This is a genomic window from Nocardia sp. NPDC055050, assembly GCF_053608345.1.
Map to the genome: position 1 here is coordinate 234,727 of NZ_JBSGVG010000003.1, position 19,200 is coordinate 253,926.

Annotated in this window: 15 protein-coding genes; 6 read left to right on the forward strand and 9 right to left on the reverse strand. The window is 68.2% G+C overall.

All coding sequences use genetic code 11. From position 1 onward, the window contains the following. Positions 1-32 precede the first annotated feature (32 nt). From pepN to ACWGCN_RS05670, 4 genes are all read left to right on the forward strand, one after another. Entirely contained in the window at positions 33-2,501 is a 2,469-nt protein-coding gene (pepN, locus tag ACWGCN_RS05655) for an aminopeptidase N (RefSeq protein WP_452458880.1), read from the forward strand. Between the two features lie 110 nt (positions 2,502-2,611). Next, positions 2,612-2,812, forward strand: a complete 201-nt coding sequence (locus ACWGCN_RS05660) for a hypothetical protein (protein ID WP_452458881.1) — start codon at positions 2,612-2,614, stop codon at positions 2,810-2,812. Between the two features lie 50 nt (positions 2,813-2,862). Beyond that, on the forward strand, positions 2,863-3,657 hold the full coding sequence (locus ACWGCN_RS05665; RefSeq protein ID WP_452451227.1) for a SigB/SigF/SigG family RNA polymerase sigma factor: 795 nt from the start codon (positions 2,863-2,865) through the stop codon (positions 3,655-3,657). Positions 3,658-3,893: 236 nt separating this feature from the next. Next, positions 3,894-4,133, forward strand: coding sequence for a hypothetical protein (locus ACWGCN_RS05670; RefSeq protein ID WP_378990065.1), 240 nt, complete (start codon positions 3,894-3,896; stop codon positions 4,131-4,133). A 36-nt stretch (positions 4,134-4,169) separates the two neighbouring features. Here the strand turns inward: ACWGCN_RS05670 and ACWGCN_RS05675 are convergent, their stop codons facing one another. The 3 genes from ACWGCN_RS05675 to ACWGCN_RS05685 form a co-directional block, all read right to left on the reverse strand. Then, positions 4,170-6,752, reverse strand: a complete 2,583-nt coding sequence (locus ACWGCN_RS05675) for a LuxR C-terminal-related transcriptional regulator (protein WP_452458882.1) — start codon at positions 6,750-6,752, stop codon at positions 4,170-4,172. A gap of 119 nt (positions 6,753-6,871) precedes the next feature. Continuing rightward, positions 6,872-7,966 (reverse strand): catalase family protein, encoded by a 1,095-nt coding sequence (locus ACWGCN_RS05680; protein WP_452458883.1) that lies wholly within the window; start codon positions 7,964-7,966, stop codon positions 6,872-6,874. Then, positions 7,963-9,750, reverse strand: coding sequence for a peroxidase family protein (locus tag ACWGCN_RS05685; protein WP_452458884.1), 1,788 nt, complete (start codon positions 9,748-9,750; stop codon positions 7,963-7,965). Before ACWGCN_RS05685 ends, ACWGCN_RS05680 begins: the two co-directional genes overlap by 4 nt. Positions 9,751-10,044: 294 nt before the next feature. Between ACWGCN_RS05685 and ACWGCN_RS05690 the strand changes: the two genes are divergently transcribed. Continuing rightward, positions 10,045-10,827 (forward strand): hypothetical protein, encoded by a 783-nt coding sequence (locus tag ACWGCN_RS05690; RefSeq protein ID WP_452458885.1) that lies wholly within the window; start codon positions 10,045-10,047, stop codon positions 10,825-10,827. Between the two features lie 122 nt (positions 10,828-10,949). Here the strand turns inward: ACWGCN_RS05690 and ACWGCN_RS05695 are convergent, their stop codons facing one another. The 3 genes from ACWGCN_RS05695 to legP all read right to left on the reverse strand — a co-directional run bounded on the left by ACWGCN_RS05695 (position 10,950) and on the right by legP (position 14,557). Beyond that, positions 10,950-11,348: a hypothetical protein gene (locus ACWGCN_RS05695; RefSeq protein ID WP_452458886.1), complete on the reverse strand. Its 399-nt coding sequence runs from the start codon at positions 11,346-11,348 to the stop codon at positions 10,950-10,952. Between the two features lie 335 nt (positions 11,349-11,683). Then, the gene (locus ACWGCN_RS05700; RefSeq protein WP_452528974.1) at positions 11,684-13,660 is read right to left on the reverse strand and encodes a trypsin-like serine peptidase; all 1,977 of its coding nucleotides are present in this window, start codon (positions 13,658-13,660) and stop codon (positions 11,684-11,686) included. A 111-nt stretch (positions 13,661-13,771) separates the two neighbouring features. Then, positions 13,772-14,557 (reverse strand): Dot/Icm T4SS effector Zinc-dependent metalloprotease LegP, encoded by a 786-nt coding sequence (gene legP / locus ACWGCN_RS05705; protein ID WP_452458718.1) that lies wholly within the window; start codon positions 14,555-14,557, stop codon positions 13,772-13,774. Positions 14,558-14,885: 328 nt separating this feature from the next. On the opposite strand from legP, the gene ACWGCN_RS05710 reads away from it, so the two are divergent. Continuing rightward, on the forward strand, positions 14,886-15,359 hold the full coding sequence (locus tag ACWGCN_RS05710; protein ID WP_449962105.1) for a hypothetical protein: 474 nt from the start codon (positions 14,886-14,888) through the stop codon (positions 15,357-15,359). Between the two features lie 193 nt (positions 15,360-15,552). Here ACWGCN_RS05710 and ACWGCN_RS05715 read toward each other — a convergent pair whose 3' ends face one another. The 3 genes from ACWGCN_RS05715 to ACWGCN_RS05725 all read right to left on the reverse strand — a co-directional run bounded on the left by ACWGCN_RS05715 (position 15,553) and on the right by ACWGCN_RS05725 (position 19,186). Beyond that, complete coding sequence (locus ACWGCN_RS05715) at positions 15,553-16,758, reverse strand: glycoside hydrolase family 76 protein (protein WP_452451240.1); 1,206 nt, start codon at positions 16,756-16,758, stop codon at positions 15,553-15,555. Between the two features lie 114 nt (positions 16,759-16,872). Further along, positions 16,873-17,541 carry a TetR family transcriptional regulator gene (locus tag ACWGCN_RS05720; RefSeq protein ID WP_379312141.1) on the reverse strand — a complete coding sequence of 223 codons (669 nt, stop codon included), beginning with the start codon at positions 17,539-17,541 and terminating at the stop codon, positions 16,873-16,875. A 49-nt stretch (positions 17,542-17,590) separates the two neighbouring features. Continuing rightward, positions 17,591-19,186 carry a GMC oxidoreductase gene (locus ACWGCN_RS05725; RefSeq protein WP_452458717.1) on the reverse strand — a complete coding sequence of 532 codons (1,596 nt, stop codon included), beginning with the start codon at positions 19,184-19,186 and terminating at the stop codon, positions 17,591-17,593. Between the last annotated feature and the right edge of the window lie 14 nt (positions 19,187-19,200).

A 19,200-nucleotide genomic window follows, 5' to 3' on the forward strand; every position in this document is an offset into this window, starting at 1 on the left:
CACGGCGCCGGGGCGGCTGGCAGGATCGAGGCGTGAACACCGCGAACCTGAGCCGCTCCGAGACCGCCGCGCGATCGGCCGCGATCACCGTCCGCGCCTACCGCGTCGAACTCGATCTGTCGGCGGCCCCGGATCAGTCCCAGGATGGTTTCGCGACGACGACCACCGTCGAGTTCGGTGCCTCCGTCGAACAGACGTGGCTCGACTTCATCGGTCCGTCGGTGGAATCGGTGACCGTCAACGGCACGGATGTCGCCGTCGAGTACGACGGAGCCCGGCTCGCGCTCGTCGGCTTGTCGGAGACGAACGTCGTTGTCGTGCGGGGCACCGGTGCCTACAGCCGCTCCGGTGAGGGGCTGCATCGGTTCGTCGATCCGGTCGACAACCAGACCTATCTCTACACCCAGTACGAGCCGGCGGATGCGCGGCGGGTCTTCGCCTGCTTCGAACAGCCGGATATGAAGGCGCCGTTCACGTTCGCGGTGACCGCACCGGCCGGGTGGCAGGTGATCTCGAATCGGCCGTTCGCGGCAATCCAGGACAACGGCGTGCTCCAGAACGTCGAGTTCTCCCCCACCTTGCCGATCTCGACGTATATCACCGCGGTCGCGGCCGGCCCGTACCATCGCGTCGAATCCTCGTGGACGCGAGGGGAACTCACGATCCCGCTCGGGATCTATTGCCGCGCTTCGCTGGCCCGCTACCTGGACGCCGACACGATCTTCGAGGTGACGAAGCAGGGTCTGGACTTCTTCGCCGAGAACTTCGACTACCCGTACCCGTGGGGCAAGTACGACCAGGTGTTCGTCCCCGAATACAACCTGGGTGCGATGGAGAACCCCGGGCTGGTCACGTTCACCGAGGCCTACGTGTTCCGTGGCGCGGCCACCGCCGCCCAGTACGAGGGCAGGGCCAATACGATCCTGCACGAGATGGCCCACATGTGGTTCGGCGATCTGGTCACGATGGTGTGGTGGGACGACCTGTGGCTCAAGGAATCCTTCGCCGACTACATGGGCGCGCTCGCGAGCTCGGAGGCCACCGAGTGGACCGACGCCTGGGTGGCGTTCGCGAACCGCCGCAAGGCCTGGGCCTATCTGCAGGATCAGCTGCCGACCACGCACCCGATCGTCGCCGATATCACCGACCTCGAGGCCGCCAAACTCAATTTCGACGGCATCACCTATGCCAAGGGCGCGAGCGTACTCAAACAGTTGGTCGCCTATGTCGGCCGGGAGGAGTTCTTCTCGGGTGTACGCCGGTATTTCCGCACGCACGCATTCGGCAACACTACTCTCGACGACCTGCTGGCGGAATTGTCGGCTGATTCCGGCCGCGATCTGGCGGGCTGGGCGCGGGCCTGGTTGCAAACGACCGGAGTGTCCACGCTGACCCTCGACAGCGGTGCGATCGTGCAAACCGATCCGCGTCCGCACCGGCTCGCTGTCGGGCTCTACGACTTCGATGCCGAGGGTGACTTGGTGATTCGCGAGCGCGTGGAACTCGACATCGTCGACGCTCACACACCGGTGACTCTCGCACCCGCTGCGCTGCGGCTGCTCAACGACGGTGATCTCACCTACGCGAAGGTCCGTCTCGACGTGGATTCGCTCGCCACCGTGGAGAGTTCACTGAATCGGGTCACCGACCCCCTGGCGCGCGGACTGATCTGGTCGGCACTGTGGAACGCCACCCGCGACGGCGAACTCCACGCCGAACGCTACCTGTCGATGGCTCGTGATTTCGCGCCCGTCGAAACGAACATGGCGCTGCTCACCGCGGTCCTGGCGAACGCGTCTTTCACCATCGGGCACTATCTGCCCGATCCGGCGCGGGATCGGTGGCGCGGTGAATGGCTCGAATCCTGCTGGGCCACACTGCATTCGTCGGCACCGGGTTCCGGCGCGCAGCTGGCGTGGGCGCGGGCGGTGGCGGCCGCCGCCACCGTCGACGGCCACCGTGCCACCGACATCCGGGCGATCCTGCTCGACCGGGCACCGGAGGGCCTGGCCCTGGATCCCGATCTGCGCTGGGCGCTGTGGACGGCGCTGGCCGCCACCGGTGAGGCCAAGCTCGCCGACCTGGACGCCGAGGGGGAACGAGACGGCACCGCATCGGGGCGAACCGCTCACCTGCGCGCACTCGCGGCCCGCCCGCGAGCAGATGTCAAAGCCGCGGCATGGGATTCTGCGCTGGGCGACCCCACCCTGACCAACGACCACCTCGACGCCACCATCGACGGGTTCCGCGCAGGCCGCCGCCGCGACCTGATCGCGCGCTACGACGACGACTATTTCGCGGCACTGCGCACGGTATGGGATCAGCGGAGCATCGAGATCGCTCGACGCATCGTGGTCGGGCTCTTTCCCGCCGCCGATTCGCTCGACGGGGTCGACCGATGGCTCGCCGCGAATGCCGACGCACCGAGTTCGTTGCGTCGCTTGGTCGTCGAACAGCGTGACCACCTCGCCCGCGATCTGCGCGTGCGCGATGCAAACTGATCTTTCCCATTGCACGTCGGGTCAAACATCTAAATCCTATAAGGTCGCCCTGTCAACCCCAGTCGACCAATAACGGTTTAATAACCGACGCGTTGGTGAACCCTTGATCTATGACCAACTCACGTAATCGGACAACGAGTACGCCGAGCATGGATCTGACCAGCACCACCATCATGTTGGCCACCTGCGTGTTCTTCCTCTTCGGCCTGGCTGCGCTCACCGGATCGCTGCCCGCCGCGATCCTCGGCGCCGTCGGCCTCGGCGCGGGAATGATGATGACGTTCAGAATGCTGGACCTGCACGCACTGTAGGTTCACCTCCGCAGATCCGGAGAGCATTCGAAGGCCAGGAGCTGATCCGCATGTCCGAGACCACCGACCGCACCTATGAAAACGCCGAACCCCTGTTCGCACACTGGGCGCTGACCGATCCCCGCAGCCCCGAACACGACGCTCTGCGGGACCGGATCATCGAGGTCTGTCTACCGCTCGCCGAGCACATCGCTCGCAAGTACGCAGGCCGTGGCGAGATCTTCGACGACCTACTCCAGACCGCGCGGCTCGGCATGGTCATGGCGGTCGACCGCTACGACGTGACCACCGGTTCACCGTTCCTCGGCTTCGCGGTGCCGACCATCATGGGTGAGGTGCGCAGGCATTTCCGCGATCACATCTGGCCACTGCACGTTCCCCGTCGCGAGAAAGAACTCCAGGGCAAGGTCAGGGAAGCGACCGAAGAGATGAGCCGTCGGCTCCAGCGCTCCCCCACCGCCCACGAACTCGCCGCCGAGCTCGACGTGCCGGTCACCGACATCGCCCGAACCCTCGTGGCGGCCAATGCTTTCCAGACCCGCAGCCTCGACACTCCCGCCCGCGACAACGACGGCGATCCCGGCATGACCGTCGCCGAGACGTTCGGCGACCTGGATCCGAGCTACCGTCTCACCGAAGACACGATCACCGTCGCGCCGCTGCTGGCGCAGCTGTCGCCGCAGGACCGGCAATTGCTCATCTGGCGGTTCTACGACACGCTCTCCCAAGGCGAAATCGCCGAACGCCTCGGCGTGTCCCAGATGAGTGTCTCCCGCAAGCTCACCAGGCTGCTGGGTGATCTGCGTGCCAAGGCCGCCGATGACCAGACGGTACCCGTGGCCTGATCTTCGTCCCGCCCGCACCGTGTCGAGACGATGCAGTGCGGGCTTCGACCGATACCGTCCATTGACTCTGCGGCTACCGGGCTGCACAGTTGATAAAGCAGAATCTCGCGCGTGTCGTGGCGGCGTCCACCGGGTCGGCGCTGTTCACATGGTGTGTCAGTGTGGTGCTCGCCGGCGGGAAGGGTGCGATGACGATGCGCGGTCGACGGAATCGACGGGACCGAGAGATTCGCGAAGTGCGGGAAATCCGGGCCAGTCCGGCCCACCAAACCGCGAAATTCTTGCTGTCGGTGCTGATGCTGGTCTGGTTCGGGGCCGGGCTGGCAGCGGCGATGCAGCGGGACTACTTCACCAATACCCCGGCCAATTGCGGTGATCTGGGCACGATCGGACTCACGGTGCTCGCGGGCCCGCTCAACTACCTCGGGATGAACCCGAAGGTCTCCGAATGCCAGTTGCCGGAGCCGAGCCGATGAGCGCACGCGCGATCGGATACCGGTAGCCCGCGTACCTCAGATGAGTTCGGCGAGCTGGTCGCGGTCCGTGGCGTCGAGCTTGATGCAGGCCCGGTAGATGTGGCCTTCGACGGTGCGGACCGAGACACAGAGTCGTTCGGCGATCGCGCGGTTGGACAGGCCACGGCCGATCAGAGCGGCGATCTCGCGTTCGCGTTCGGTGATCGGCAGGGGGCGCGCCGCCGCGGTGACAGCGGGAGTGCCCGCGCCGTCGCAGCGGGCGGCCAGGGCCATCGCGCGGGCGGCCGCCTGGGCGCTGGGCCTGCGCTGTCCGGCGTGGTCGTAGATCGGCACCGTCTGCGCCGCGGCGTCGGCTGCCGACAGCAGGAGCCCCGCGGACTCGAACTCGCGGCTGACCGCGGCGAGCGCGCGGGGGTCGGCAGCGGCGAGGGCAGCGGCGTGGCGGGCGTAGATCGCCGCCACCGGGCCCTGGACACGACCGGCGACGGTCGTGAGCCGGGTGGCGAGGGTGCGATCGCCGAACCGGGTGGCATGGTGCAGAGCTTCGGCTTCCATGGCGTACTGACCGGCGCTGTGCGCCAGGTCGGCGGCCTTGCGTGCCAGGTCCACCGCCGAGTGCGCGCTGTGTTCGGCAGCGGCCAGCCAGGCGCGCGCGATGATGCGCTGCGGTTCGTGCAGGGCCATGTGTGGCCCGCTGTGCTCGTCGGCGTCACCGAGCACCCGCGCGGCCTGTTCGACCTCGCCCAGCGCCGCGTAGGCCCGGGCGAGCAGCAGCCGCGCCGGCAGCTTCCACGGCAGCGAGTTCTCGGCGTTGAGCGCCGCGAGCGCCTGTTCGAAGGCGGTGATCGCTTCGCGGAACCGTCCCCGATAGGTGGCGACGACCCCGTCGGCGATGCGCGCGATCGCCCAGCCGACGAACTGCCCTGCCGAGGAGAACTCGCGGTATTCGGTCGCGCGCTGCTCGGCGAGGTCGAGGTCGCCGATGGTGGTCAGGGCGAGAACGTCGCCGTAGCGGACCATCACCCGGATGATCCCGTCGGTGGACTTCTGCTGCGCGCGGCCGCAGGCCGCAATCGGCGCGAAGTCGGCGCCGCGACCGGCCACCGGCATTGCCAGGCCCAGGGCGAACGCGGCGAAATCGACGGCCTGGCGGGGTGAGTTCGGATCGGCGATCACCCGCTCGGCAGCGTCGATTCCCTCGTCGAGGTGGTTTTCATGGACCGCCATCGCCGCCGCGGCGGCATCGACCGTCAGGCGAAGAGCGGGATACTCGACGCGGGTGCGCAGCATCTCGACCAGGTCGCGGGCGTGGTCGACATCGCCCAGCGACCAGAACTGCAAGCTGGCGCGCACCATACCCCACTGCACCAGTTGCAGCGGATCAAGGCGGTCGGGATCGAACCGGGCCAGGATCTCGTCGGCATGCTGGGGCCTGCCCTGCCAGAGCAGTGCGCGGGAGAGCAGTTCGGCCGCGCGCAGCCCACCGCCACGCTCGCACGCGGCGCGCGCGAGCCGTTCGCCCAGCGGCAGATTGGCCAGCGACACCGCGTCCTTGGCCGCGTCGATCAGCAAGACGATGTCGATCGGCCGATCGCTTTCCACGCACAGTCGCGCCAGCCGGATCCGGTGGGCCGGTGTGCTCAGGTCACGGTCCTGCAGCGTTTCGACGAGACGTCCGCGCCGGATCCGCGCGGCGGCTGTGCCGAGACGGCAGCGCACCACCTCACCGAGCAGCGGATGACTGAACCGGACATCGACGACCCCGTTGTGGCTCGTGACCCGGATCAGGCCGGTGACCTCGGCAGCGTCCACGGCGTCGGCGCCGACGAGCTCGCTGAGGATGTCGACGTCGAGCGGCTCGTGCACAGCCAGCGTCTCCAGCACGTCGAGCACGGGCGCGCCCGCCCTGCTCAACCGCTCGCCGAGCAACTCGACCAGACCCGAGGGCACCGCGGTGGGCCCGCGCAACTGCCAGACGCCGTTGACATCGGTCAGAGTGCTCGCCTCGACGCCACCCTCGACCATGTTGCGCAGGAACAGCGGGTTGCCGCCCGAGGACTCCCACATCACATCGGCGCTCAGCCCCTCCAGCGTCCCGCCGAGCACGGTCTCGACGAGTTCGGTGCACTGGGTTTTGGTGAACGGCGCCAACTCGATTCGCTCGAGGTACCCGTCCTTCCACAGTGAGGTGACCGCGTCGGGCAGCGGTTCCCCGGTGCGCACGGTGGCGATGATGCGGGCCCCACGGTCGACAGCGATCTGGTGCACCAGCGTGGCCGAGAGGATGTCGAGCAGGTGCGCGTCGTCGACGCCGATCACCGTATCGGGCTGGGCGAGCACGTTCTCCCGGGCCGAATGCAGCAGCGCGAGCGGATCGCGCGACACCGACGCGGCGATCCAGGGCGCGAACGCACCGAGTGGAATGGCTTGTGACGACGCGGTACAGGCCACCCAGCGCACCGGCTCGGACAGCACAGCGGTGACCAACCGGGCCAGGGTGGTCTTGCCGACGCCCGCGGCACCGACGAGGATCACGCCACCGGTGTCGCGGTTCGTCAAAGCCTTACGGACGGCGTCATATTCGGCGGGACGATCGAGCAGCTGCCAGAGTCCGCCCATACATGAAAAGTGTAGTTCCCGTCCGGCCCTGTCACAACGACTCGGCCCGGCGACACGGCCGACGCGCGGGTGGACCGGCGCGGCGGGCGCGCGCGGCGCATGGGCGGGTGCCGCGATGGTCACGGCGGGAGCTCGGTGGCGTCACGGGGCTCGAGCCGCGGCGCGTTGTTGACGTCGTGGCGGTAGTTGCTCGAGGCCTCGTACACGCGCTTCTTGAGCCGGTTGATCGAGCCGAGCGGCCGGTGCGCGTCCAGGCCACGCCAGGAGTTGAACGAGAGCACGTCGTCACCGTAGGCACGCCGCTGCGGGGTGTACGGATCCTGCACGTCGAAGCGGATGGTCGCCACGGTGCGGTGCGGTGAGTCGTCTTCGGGCCATGGCACAGTCGCGTCCTCGATCGGCATGGTGGCGGTATCGGTGCACAGTTGCGCGCGCAGTTCGTAGGTGGCGCTGTGCGCGGCGAAGAAGTCGACGATCAGGTCCTGATGGGCATTGACTCCCGCGTCGGGGTCGACCGGTTGCCCTTGCAGTGCCACGACTTCCGGCGACACCGGCACGTAGAGCAGCTTGGCCACATAGTCGCCGTGGCGCAGCGGCGCCGAGGAGTAGAAGGTCTCGCCGAGGATGTGGGTGTTGGGTGCGACGAAGACACCGAGATTCGGTGGCACGCTGCGCCCGATCCGGCGCAGCACGTGCGTGTTCAGCGCGGCGACGAGGTCGCTGCCCGCGCGCAGGGCGGCGTCGGGCAGCCGGGCCAGCACCCACGCGGTCGGCATGCCCTTGGTGAGGTAGGCGTGCGCGTCGGCGAAGAGGAACTCACGATGGGTCACCATGATGAAGTCCTGCGTGCTCGCCTCGTCGTCGGGCAGCGCGCGCGGCCCGTGTACCCCGAGCACCTTGATCCCGAGTCCGCGGACGCCGCGTAGCTGGTCGCTGCGGATCACCCCGGAGGTGCTCGACAACCGCGCGATCACCGGATAGGTGCCCGGGGTGGCGAACATGCCCTGGGCCAGTTCTGGCGGCAGGCCCGCGGGCACCGTCAATTCGCCGCGCAGGATGCCGTGACTCTTGGCATGGGCGTCGCGCAAACCTCGCTTGTACTTGCGGTAGGCGCGTTCATTGTTGTCGCGCAGGACCGCGATGATCTTGTCGATGATCTGTTCTTCGTCGGGCCGCGGTTGTTCCAGGTCCTCGCGGTAGCTCACATAGCTCATCGCGGGCTCCTCCACGGGGCGAACGGATTCGCGACGCCCTCCAGCGCGGGCGCGAGGGTCGGGAAATGGCGCAGCAGCACGCTGCGCATCGTGTTGTCACGCACCCAGGCCAAGCCCGCCTCGGTGTAGATCTCGGGCCGGAAGTCGGTGGTGAAGAACCGGTCCGCCGACAGCCGCCGCGACGCCATCAGCACGAACACGCGGAAGGCGGTGTCGCTGAAGCCGAAACCGGGCGGCTTGGGTTCGGCGTAGAGGCCGATCATCAGGTCGACGTCGTCCACGTCGCCGTAGACCTGTTCGAGTTCGCGTGCCCACCGCGGGTCATCGGTGAGTTCGTCGAACGAGGTGACCGGCGGTAGGCGCAGGTGCCGCCGGAACTCGTTGTAGCGCGGCACACCTCGCTCGCGGACCCGCAGGATGTCGACGGTCGCGAGATCGAGCAGCGGTTGGCCCGGACGCTCGAGCTGTTGGAGGTGAACGGGGTAGTTGTGCAGCGTCAATGCGCCGGGGTTGGCTCGGCCGAAGGAGTAGAGCAGCGTGTCCATCGCCGTCTCGGCGAGCCGTTCGCGGATGTGGGCGACGCCGAGGTCGGGCAGCGGGTGCTCGGCCAGCACGGTGTCGTCGGCCAGGCTGCGGACGACGAGCGCGTCGGGGATCAGCGGATGCATGCGGTAGACCGAGACGAACTCCTCGGTGAGCGAGTACGGCACTCCGCTGTCGTCGCGCGCGGAACCCGGTATGCCGCACAGCACTTCGTTGCCGATGAAGTGGCCGAAGCGCCGCGAAACCCGCTCTCCCAGCACGCCGAACCAGTTCGCGCGCATGGCCGCCACGGTGGTGGGATGGGCGATCACGGCCGGTGTCCAGTCGACAGTGTGGATCTTCGCGATCAACGCGGAGTTGACCAGCCGGGCGGTGTCGTAGAGCTGCTGGTCGTTCATGTCGGGGTAGCGCCGGGTCAGGCGGGCACAGATCGCGTTGTGTTCGCGCAGGAACAGCGAGTGCAGCAGGGCCAGGCCCACCCAGGCGTTGGCCGCCGAGGGATCGAGTGCCACCAGCCGCTCGGCGTCCAGCGGCGGGAGTCCGAGTTCGTCGATCACGAGCTGGCCGTGCTTTCCCGAGCGCAGGGAAGCGGCGAATTCCGCTGTCTTGCCATAGATCTGAGAGGCATCCCACCAGTGGGTCTCGACGGTGACGTAGGTCGGCGCGGCGCCCGGGTCAGGGGCGGGCACCGTCACCGTGCGCGGGATCGCCATCGGGGGGTGCGGCCACGGATCATCGTCGTCCAGGGTGACGACGAAGGGGTCCTGTTCGGCGGGGTCGTGCACGAACCAGTCGTGCACCTCGAACTGGATCCAGGCCGCAGCCAGCAGATTCAGGGTGGTGGCCGGCTGGAATCGGTCACGCGTGAGCAGCTGCCTGCTGATCGTGCGCGGGTTGGGTTCCATGATCCGCGCGGGATCCTCGGGGTAGGTGCGATCGAGTGGGACGTTGCGGCCGAATCGGCAGCCGATCGAACCCGCGCGCGGGTCGTCGGGGCTGTTGTAAGTGCCCTCGACGGTGCGCGCGTTGCGGTGTTCGCCGGCGTCGTCCGGGGGCAACGGTCCGGCCGGGTGAGGGCCGGTGTCGAAGAGGTTGCGCGCCCGCAGTCTGCTGCGCAGGCCGACCAGCACGGCCAACCCCAACGGGGTCGGTAGCCGGAACCAGCCGACACGCCGGTCGAGCGCCTCCGCGGCGGTGACCAATGCGCGAGTGACCAGTGTTTGCTGCTGTGCGTCGACCATCGAGAACCTCCACGGAATGGCGCGTGCTCGCCGCCTACCGGACCGATCGAATCCAGTCTCCGGCGCCTGGTCAGGCCTGTCACGAGTAGTCCACTACGCGCGGGCACGCGCACGCGGGCACCGGGGCGCCGATCCGGCGCAGCTGTCGTCGATGGTCCTCGCTCGACCCGGACGCGCGACCTGATCGGGTAGCGCACTACGCGCGCGCCGCGGCCCGTCGATGGGCGAATCTGGCTTCCAGGGAGCCCGCGCACCGCGGGCAATACCCGTCACAGCGACAGAAAGGGGGCCCGGGTGATCACGCCGATCGAGATCAAAGTGAACCTCGACGGGGATGTCGCGGGCGCACTGCGCCGGCTCCGATGTCCCGATACCGCCGCGGTCCACCGCGACATCTGGTTCGCCGAGCCGCTGCACCCGGGTACCGCGGGGGCGCCCACGCTGCTGTCGAGCCGCATCGTCATCCGGTTGCGCAGCGGCGCGGAGGAAGACGATCTCACCGTCAAACTGCGACCGTGCGTGCCCTCCCAGCTGGCGGGCCGCTGGGGGGCGCCCTTCACCGAGCCGGGTGTGCGGTACCGCATCGAAAGCGATTGGTCGGCCGATCGGCGGATGCTGTCGGCCTCGGCGATCAGCTCCCGGCCTGCCGGTTCGCTGCGCGCGGCCGTGGCCCGGGGTGTCGATGTCACCGGCGCGCTCCACTCGGCTCAGCGCCAGTTCCTGGTCAGCTGCACGCCGCCCGGCGTCGCGGTCGACCACCTGCGCGCGATGGGACCGGTCGCTTCGGCACGGTGGACGGGGGTGCCGGTGGGGACATTGCGCGCCGATGTCGAACGGTGGAGCACCACCGGACTCGATCTGGTCGAGCTGTCGCTGAAAGTCACACCGCAACAAGCCGATTCGCCCGTTGATCTGCACCTGCGCGCGCTCGACGCCCGGCGCGAACTCGAAGCCGCCCTGCGTACGCTCGGCCTGACGATCGCGTCAGGTGATACCAAAACCGAGCAGGTGCTCACCGCACTGGCGGCGGCGCACCGGCTCGGTAACGCTCGGCAGGGGGTCGATGACCGGTCCTGATCGACGTCGTCGGCGACGCGGACCTGCCCTGCGACTGCCACGGTGCCGGATGGCCTGGATCGACCACGCTGTCGATCGGAGCCCGGCGTCCGGCGGACCCGTGACACTGCCATCGCGGCGGCTCAATTGGCGATGATGAAGTTGAACAGCACCCTGATATTGCTGTTCCACCCCACGTGATATCGCACTGTCATGGTGCCGTCGGCGTGCGGAACCACATTCAGGACCTGGGTGGTGGCAGGTCCGAGGAACGGGATGTTGTTGGTGTCGATCTCGGTCAGACTCACCGAGACCTGACTATCTGCCCGCACGTCGGCGTTCGGGAATCCGAATACCCAGGCACCTGTTCCATGGGTGCGCAGGATCTTCTGTGCCCAGAAGATCGATGTGATATTGGTCTGGTCGATCGCCCGAACGTCGGCTTCTTCGGCGCCGTAGCCGGTTTTCGCCGACTCGAACACCTCTTCTTCGGTATCCGCGCTCGCTGCCACGACCGCGTCTTCCGTATCCGTCTCCAACATTTCGGCGCCCTTTCTCGGCGGAAAAACTTTCTGGAGCTATCGTCGCGCGCGGGCGCGCGGGCGCGAATGCGTAATCCACTACCCGAATACGCGCGGATGCGGCGACGGTTGTGTCGCACATTCGAGTAGTCCGCCACGCAATCGAGTTCGACACGGCCGAAGGAGGATCGAGAAGGGCCGATTTCTCGGAGGAACGGCAGTGAGCGGATATTCCTTATCTGATCACGATCAACGCGGGCGCCGATCTTCTCGATCAGCGCCCGTTCACGCCGTAGCGCCGAGGGCGCGGGCCCGCCTACCTGTGTCGCGTGATTTCGTGCGAATCGTGGTGTGGCTCAGGCGGACAGCGTGTGTCCGATCGTGGCCGCCACCGCGGCGTGGGCGAGGTATTCGGCGATGTCGTGCGCCCGCTCCTTGGGGTTCTCGACCGGGAGGTCGCGCAGATCCGGCCCCCAGGCCTGACGCAGTGGGCAGCCGATGGCGATCGGATCGCCGGCGTACCAGGTGTTGAGCCATTCACCGACCCGCTCGGGCCTGCTCGGCCCGCCCGTCAGCAGCTTGCGGTACACCCCGTCCATCCCGAGCGGGCTGCCCGCCGTCACCAGCAGTCGCACGTTCAGTTCGCGGGGCAGCTGGGTGAGCAGATCCATCGCGACCACCGTGCCGAGACTGTGGCTGACCAGGATCAGGTCGCCCTCGGTGGGCGCATCGATGAGCACCGTGTCCAGCACACTCTTGCGGACCCGCTCGTCGTCGAGATAGGCGGCGACGTCTTTGAAGATGGCGCCGATGAGCGCGGAATCGAGGCCGCTGCGGGCGGCGATCCAGCTGAGCTGGTCGCGCAACCGCCCCAGCACCACCGCACCGAACCCGCCGAAGAGTTCGCGCGCTTGCGGGTCGGTGGGCAGGTCACCGGCGTCCGGCATCCCGGCCCGGCGCGCGGCCTCGGCGACCAGGCTCTCGTAGAGTGCCGGACCGGAGTCGACGGCCTCGCGGGTGTCCATGCTCTCCACGAGTTGGTCACCGTAGAAGGGGAAGTACACATCGGCGGGGTCGATGGGGCTCAGGCCGGCGAGGGTGAGTCCCTTGTTCAAACCCGCCGTCCAGTTGCGGCGCAATTCGACCGGGTCACGGCCCTGTTGTCCGCGTCCGTGCAGGAACAGCACGCTGCGTCGACCACCGAACGCGCTCGACCGACCACGCAGGCCACGCACCAGGCTTTCGGCGGCCGACCCCCGTGGCGGCACCGGCAGTCCGGCAGCCGCCTCGCTCGGTGCGACCGCCGCGAGCCCGAGTTCGTCGAGCAGGGCGCGCTGGGCCGGATCGAACTGCCGCGATCCGAGATCGTGCAACAGCACGCTCACCCGAACGCCCTCGTTGGCGATCCAGTCGATCGCGTCGTCGCCGTCCCCGGACTGCCACAGTTTGCCGTCCTTGCGCAGCACCCGGCCTTGGTCGTCCTTCTTCGGGACTCCGGCGTGATGCAGCGCCACGATCTCCCACTGATCGTTGAAGACCGGCGAGCCCGAATTCCCCGGTTCGGTGTCGGAGGCGTAGTGCAGGAAGTCGTCGAGTTGCAGGTCGAGGCGGTTGTGCCGGATCGAGATCTCCTTGAGCCGGCCCGAGGGGTGCCCGACGACGTTCATCGCCTCACCGATCACGATCTTGCCGGGCTTGGCGATCAGCGGATTCCAGCCGAATGTGGCGCCGGGCGCCACGCCGTCGGGCCCCGGCGCCACACGCACCACGGTGTAGTCGAGGTGTTTGTCGGTCACGAAGAAGTCGTCGGGCGCCAGGCGATAGCGCACGGTGGGGTTCGGAACGTTGTCGATGTCGACCTCGGCCCGGAACTCGATCACCACCGACTCGGCCGCCCCCCGCGTCGGCAGCACATGATTGTTGGTGAGCAGCAGTTGCGGCGACACCATCGAACCGGTACCCATCGGCACCTCACGGCCGTTGTCGGCCAACGAGATACGCGCCACCGCCGCGGCGGCGCGAGCACCGCGGGTCAGGAAGTTCGCGGCCTGCAACTCGTTGGCGAAGCCGATGACCCGCTCGAGCGAGCGGATGCTGTCGACCGGGTCCTGCCTGCCGAGTTCGATCACCGCCTGCGCGGGGACTTCGCCGGTGACGAGCAGCCGGTCGGCGCGGGCGAGAATCTGTTCCTTGGTGTCGACGACATCGGACTCGGTCACCGCCCGCAGGCGCGTCACCTCATCGCGTTGCGCCTCGGTGTCGTCGAATCGCTGCGATGCGGCATCCATCTGTTCGTGCCACGCGGTGGTACGAGCTTCGCTCTCGGTATCCATGGGTCACCTCGCCCGGAGAATGTGTGCTGGGGTATTCAGCGTGGGCGCGTGCGTGGTGCCGATCACGAGTAGTGGACCACTCGACTTCACCGCGCGGGCACCTGCGCGATGTCACGGATAGATCGTGTGGGCGGCGTTCACATCGCCGGCCGACAACGCGGAGCGCTGGCCCATCGTCACGCCGGGCGCCACGGGCACACGCGCGAGGATCGTCGCCTGCCCAGTGGTGCTGAACGCCGTCGCGGGGTAGTGCATGATCGAGCCGAAGTCGTAGCCGCCGACGTCGTCGCCGTCGGTGATGTGCTGATCGAAGTTGTGCCGGTGCGCCGGGTCGACCCGGTCGAGCCGCACCGCGATGAAGTTGCCCCGGTCCTCTCTGCTCTGCTCGTGCCAGAGTCCGAGCGCGTGCCCCATCTCGTGGACCACGGTGCCCACGAGCGCGGAAGCGGCGAGTTCGATCGTCTGCCGTCCGCCCCGGCGCCCGACCGGCGACCGGCTCGACGTGCTGGGCACGAACCGTACGAAGTCGCCGTGGGCGCCGGTGCGCGGGACGAACCGGATCCTGGTGCGTGCGTTCCAGTGTGCGACCGCGTCGAAGACCCGTTGCGGTGCGGGCAGGGCCGGGTCGACCTCGAAGGGGACCACGGCATTCGGCCAGCGGAACACCGCACCGGAGACCACCACGCCTTCCTGTCGACGGCGGGCATCGATCTCCTCGACGGTGCCGAGCACGATGTCGCCCTCGAAGATCGCGAGGTCGTCGACCGCGGCGTAGCGCAGTTCGCGTACCCCGTGCGCGACACTGCCGATCAGCGCGGAGCCCGCCTCCGGGCCGGAATGGAATTCGCCGGTGTCGTCGGTGTCGACGGCCGATCGAAGGGTGTCGTCGATGATCATGGCGGTCGTGCTTCCTGTGTCGGAGTCGGCAACGGCGGGATCCGTCGCCTCTGCTTGAAAGCGTGGCCCGCCGGCCTGCGGGCGCGCGTGAGTAGCGCGCTACCCGATCACGCGCGGGCGCGATCGGGTCACCTCCCCGCTACCGATCAGCCAGGCAACGAGCTCATCGGCCTCGGGTCCCACACGGTCACGGGGTCGGACCCGGCCGATGGAGTGGTCGGACCTGCTGACACGCGTGCGGCCCGCGGCCCGGCACTGACTACGCTGACAACAGCCCGCATACGCAGGTAGGCGAGGCACGTATACCGACCCGCGAGGAGAACTACCCATGTGGCCGTCCGACTGGCCTTCGTCAGCCCGCGCGATCGCGACCGCCGTCGAGGCCGCCGTCAGCGCGGCGAGGGCAGCCGACGAACCCCGATTCAGCGCGACCACCGCGGATCTGTCCGAACTCCCCGCCGACCAGGTCACCTCGGTGCTGGCGGGGATCGTTCGCGACCTGCTCGAGATCGCGCATCCGGACGGTCTCACCGGCGACGATGTGCGCGCCGTGCTGGAATCGGTGGTACGCCGATCGGCGACGTGGCTGCCCCGACTCGACGCCGCCGCGGTCTTCAGCGCGCTCGCCGGGGCGCTCGGGATCGACGAGTCGGCCGAGCCCGACCGGGCATGGACCAACCCCCAACCCGCGGCGGTACTCCTGATCGAGTACCTCGCCGATCTCGCCCGGACACCGCCGGATCACGCCGTTCAGCGCGCGATCAACGAGATCGCCAGGGCCGAAACCGTCGAAATGCCCTGAGCCGCTTCACGCCTCGTCGAGCAGCCGCCGGATCTCGGCGCACAGGGCGACTGCCACACGATCGGCGGGCAGGGGCGGCAGACCCGCTTCGATCAGAGCGTCCGTGACATTGAGCCGGACGGCCGGCTCGGCGACGGCGGTGCGCGAATACTGTTCCAGCAGTTGCCCCTTCTCGCCGGGTGAATGAGGCCGGTCAGTGGCCCGCCGCGGTGAGCCGGTAGTCCGCTTCGAGCAGCATCCATGCGCTCAGCTGCACCGAGAGGTCCCGGCTCAGGTTCGCCGACGATGCGGCGGACGCGTCCGCGAGCTGGAGAAAGGTCCCCGGATGCTCGGGCACCGCGACCGGGCGGGTCCAGTCCGCGCCGAACAGCGGCAACCCGTTCACCTCGGCACGGTTTTCCCAAGCCGCCCGGGCGGAGGCGTGCACGATATTCGCCGCGGTCGTGTTGTTCAGCGACAGTGCGGCTTCGGCGAGAAAACGCGCGAGGATTCCCATGAAGAGCCCGGAATCGTTTCCGGCGGCGGCGACGATCACCCCCCTGGCGGTGAGTCGCTGCTCGACCGCGGCGATCACGGCGGCAGCACGTTGACGATGAACCGATTCGCCTGTGCGCAGCGCCAATTCGGCCTCCAGCCCGATGGTCACGCCCTGGCAGTAGGTGTGCACGGTGCGGTCCACCTGCCCGCCGGGCTCGTGGACCCCATCGTGGATCAGGCCGCTGGCGGTGTCACGCAATCGCGTGTGCAGGAAATCGGCCAGTTGGCCGGCGCGGTCGAGTTCACCGAGGCGCGCCAGCGCGATGCCGGTCGGGCCGATCGCGGGCGTGTTGTAGAAGTCGTCGCCGTTGCGCCATGGCACCGCACCCACAGCCGGGTTCCATCCTTCGAGCAGGGCGCCCCGCAGATTCCCGATCGCGTCGCCGAAACGGACGTCGAGCAGTCGCTCGGCACGCTCGAGGGCGATTGCCAACCACCCCATGTCGTCGTAGTAGCGGTTGGTCCAACCGGTGATGTTGCGGGCGCGGATACCGCGTGCGAGGGCGACGACCCGATCAACGCGGTCGGGAGTGCTGGTTCGGTGCGCGGCGTCGATCGCGCAATCGAGCAGGTGTGCTTGCCACCAGTAACACCATCGCCCGAGCAAGGACCTTTCAGTCAGGTCCGCAGGCCACGCGAGCACTCCCAGCCGATAGTCGGGCAAACCGAGCAGCGAGTGCACATGCCGCTGCACGATCGCCTGTTCGGCCAGGTCGGCGCGCTCTCCCGGACCGCTGTCGACCGAGCACTTCCGCGTGATCGTGCCCGCCTGTGTCGGCTGTGCCACCGCGGTCAGCGCGATCGCCGCCCCCGCAGCGCACAGCACGCTGCGCCGACTGAACTCGTGGTTCAGGCGATCCATTCGCTCGGACTCCTCCTACTGGGCATCGGCGTCGGTGCCGAACCCTCAGAGTCCCGTGTCGCGATTGCCAAAGCTTGAACTGCTCCGGTGCGGCGTGAAAACGTTTCACACCGGTTACGGCTCGTCGGCCTCGGTGCCCGGGGAGTAGGGCGAGCTGAAACCGGGCACCCACTCGAACGGAGTCGCCCCCGCACCGGCGGTCCGCTCGGCGGCCGCGGCGAACGGAGCGTTGTTCTGAGTCAGCCGGCCGATGGCGCGTTCGAGTGCGGGCAGGATCTCGGTGATCGCCAGATCACCGTGCGCGAAACGTCCCAGCAGCGCATAGACCATGTTGGTCAGCACGAGGGCGAGATCGGCCGCGTAGTCCTCGTCGAGGCTGGCGAACATCGTGCTCACCGCGGGCAACACCGCGGCGAAACCCTGCGCGTCGAGTCGCTGCCCACCCGGACCGGAGCGTGCGTGGTAGTAGGCGGCGAGCATCCGTGGGTGACGCTCCCACGGCTCGAACACGTAGCGGGTCACCCGCTTCAACACATCGGCGAGCGATTCGTCGGCTCGCGGCGGGTCGAGTTCGGTGTAGGTGTTCGTGGCCATCCACTGCGCGACCGCGGCGAGCACGAGTTCGTCGCGGGTGGGGTACAGCTTGTAGACCGTGGTCAGCGACACCTGGGCGACGCGGGCCACCCGGCGCAGCTGAACCGCGTCATACCCCTCCGATTCGAGCAACGACAGGGTGGTTTCGGTGATCTTGCGCGCGGGATCACCTTCGCCCTTTCTAGCCACCACGTCACAGTAGTCCATCGTCTCGTCGCGCCACCGAGGCGATTCGATCTCAGATGCGCGTTCCCACATCCGCGGCGACCAGGTTGTCCAAGGCCCGCTCCGCGACCGCCGCGATCGTCATCGACGGGTTGCACGCGGCGGCGTTACCCGGCAACAGCGCACCGTCGAGCACGTAGAGCCCCGGCTGGTCATGGACGCGGCCGTCCAGGTCGCACACCGAGCCCATGCTCGCCCCACCCAGCGGATGCCAGGTCGAGGGAAACAGCGAGTTGGTGTCCAGCAACATCCCGGTCGAACCCGCGATGCGGCGCACGGCGGGGTCGATGTGGTTGTTCTGGATGGTCCGGTCGCCGTCGTGGGGCCAGTGCAGAATCGCGTCGTCGCGGGCGGCGTCGTAGGTGAACGACCCGCGACTGTCACTGACGCCGTAGCCGACGAGCATCGTGCTGCCCGGATCCACCGACATCGGCGGGATGGAGGCCTGGATCACGGTGTGCGCAGCCTGCGGATCGTCCCAGTTCTTACTGCCGTAGACCACCGGACCACCTTGTGCCGCACCGAAGTTCGCGGCGGGTTCCGACCAGACATAGATGCGATCGGCGTTGGTGCCCCAGTTCTGGCCGAGCCCGTCGGGCAGGTCGGGAATCAGGCCCTTGGCACCGGCTCGCACGAGCAACCGGGTGGTGTTGAGACTGCCCGCCGCCAGGATCACCGATCCCGCGGTGAGTACCTTGTTCTCGACCACGACACCCGCGGTGTCGAGACGCTGCACGTGCACGGTCCAGCGACCGTCGCGGGCGCGTTCGAGATCGGTCACCTCGTGCAGGGTCTGCACCTGGCACCGGCCGGTCGCTTCGGCGGCGGCGATGTAGGTGACGTCGACAGAGTGCTTGCCGCCGTTGTTGACCCCCATCGCACCGTCACCGTTGGTGTAGGAGGGTTTCATCTCCCCGCGCAGCTCGGCCAGCGCGAAGTTCCAGTCGATGGGCATCGGGATCTTCGACAACGGCATCCCGGCCCCGCGTACTCGATCCGCGAAGACCCTTGCGGCCCGGTAGTTGTCGGCGGCGATCAGCTCGTCGGGAGCTTCGGCCAGCCCGAGCATCCGTGCCACTCGCGGATAGTGCACCCGATCCATCGTCGCCCAGTCCAGCTCTTCGGGAAAATGCGCGTTGAACACCGCCTCGGCGGGCTGCAGCGACATGCCCTGGTAGACCAGCGATCCGCCACCGACACCGGCGGCGCACAGCGCGGTCATGTTCACCCCGGGCACCGCCTCCACCAACCCGGCGTACGGGTCGAACACGAGCGGTCGCCCGAACAGGTTCGGGCTCGATCGGTACCACAGCAATCGCTTGTCCGGGGCGGACGCGCGCGGGAAGGTTTCAGCGTTCGGACCGCTGGGCCACCGCTGACCTCGCTCCAGAACCGTCACCGTGACACCGGCTTGCGCCAACCGCAGCGCGCTGACGCCGCCACCGAACCCCGACCCGATCACCACCACCCGATGGTCCTCGTAGGTCAGCGGAACATTGTTGGACCGCAACGCGATCGGAGTCGGCGTGCCCGTGGGGCGGGCACCGAGAAGTAGCCCACTCGCCGTTGCCGCGGCAAACAGCATCGAGCGGCGCGAAATGGCTTTCACACACAGATCCTTGT

Bases quoted from the DNA above. Each gene is read 5' to 3' on its own strand.
- ACWGCN_RS05680 (WP_452458883.1), bottom strand. From the start codon at position 7,966: ATGAGCTATGTGAGCTACCGCGAGGACCTGGAACAACCGCGGCCCGAC.
- ACWGCN_RS05685 (WP_452458884.1), bottom strand. From the start codon at position 9,750: ATGGTCGACGCACAGCAGCAAACACTGGTCACTCGCGCATTGGTCACC.
- ACWGCN_RS05710 (WP_449962105.1), top strand. From the start codon at position 14,886: ATGTGGCCGTCCGACTGGCCTTCGTCAGCCCGCGCGATCGCGACCGCC.
- ACWGCN_RS05660 (WP_452458881.1), top strand. From the start codon at position 2,612: ATGACCAACTCACGTAATCGGACAACGAGTACGCCGAGCATGGATCTG.
- ACWGCN_RS05695 (WP_452458886.1), bottom strand. From the start codon at position 11,348: ATGTTGGAGACGGATACGGAAGACGCGGTCGTGGCAGCGAGCGCGGAT.
- ACWGCN_RS05715 (WP_452451240.1), bottom strand. From the start codon at position 16,758: ATGGATCGCCTGAACCACGAGTTCAGTCGGCGCAGCGTGCTGTGCGCT.
- legP (WP_452458718.1), bottom strand. From the start codon at position 14,557: ATGATCATCGACGACACCCTTCGATCGGCCGTCGACACCGACGACACC.
- ACWGCN_RS05665 (WP_452451227.1), top strand. From the start codon at position 2,863: ATGTCCGAGACCACCGACCGCACCTATGAAAACGCCGAACCCCTGTTC.
- ACWGCN_RS05675 (WP_452458882.1), bottom strand. From the start codon at position 6,752: ATGGGCGGACTCTGGCAGCTGCTCGATCGTCCCGCCGAATATGACGCC.
- ACWGCN_RS05700 (WP_452528974.1), bottom strand. From the start codon at position 13,660: ATGGATACCGAGAGCGAAGCTCGTACCACCGCGTGGCACGAACAGATG.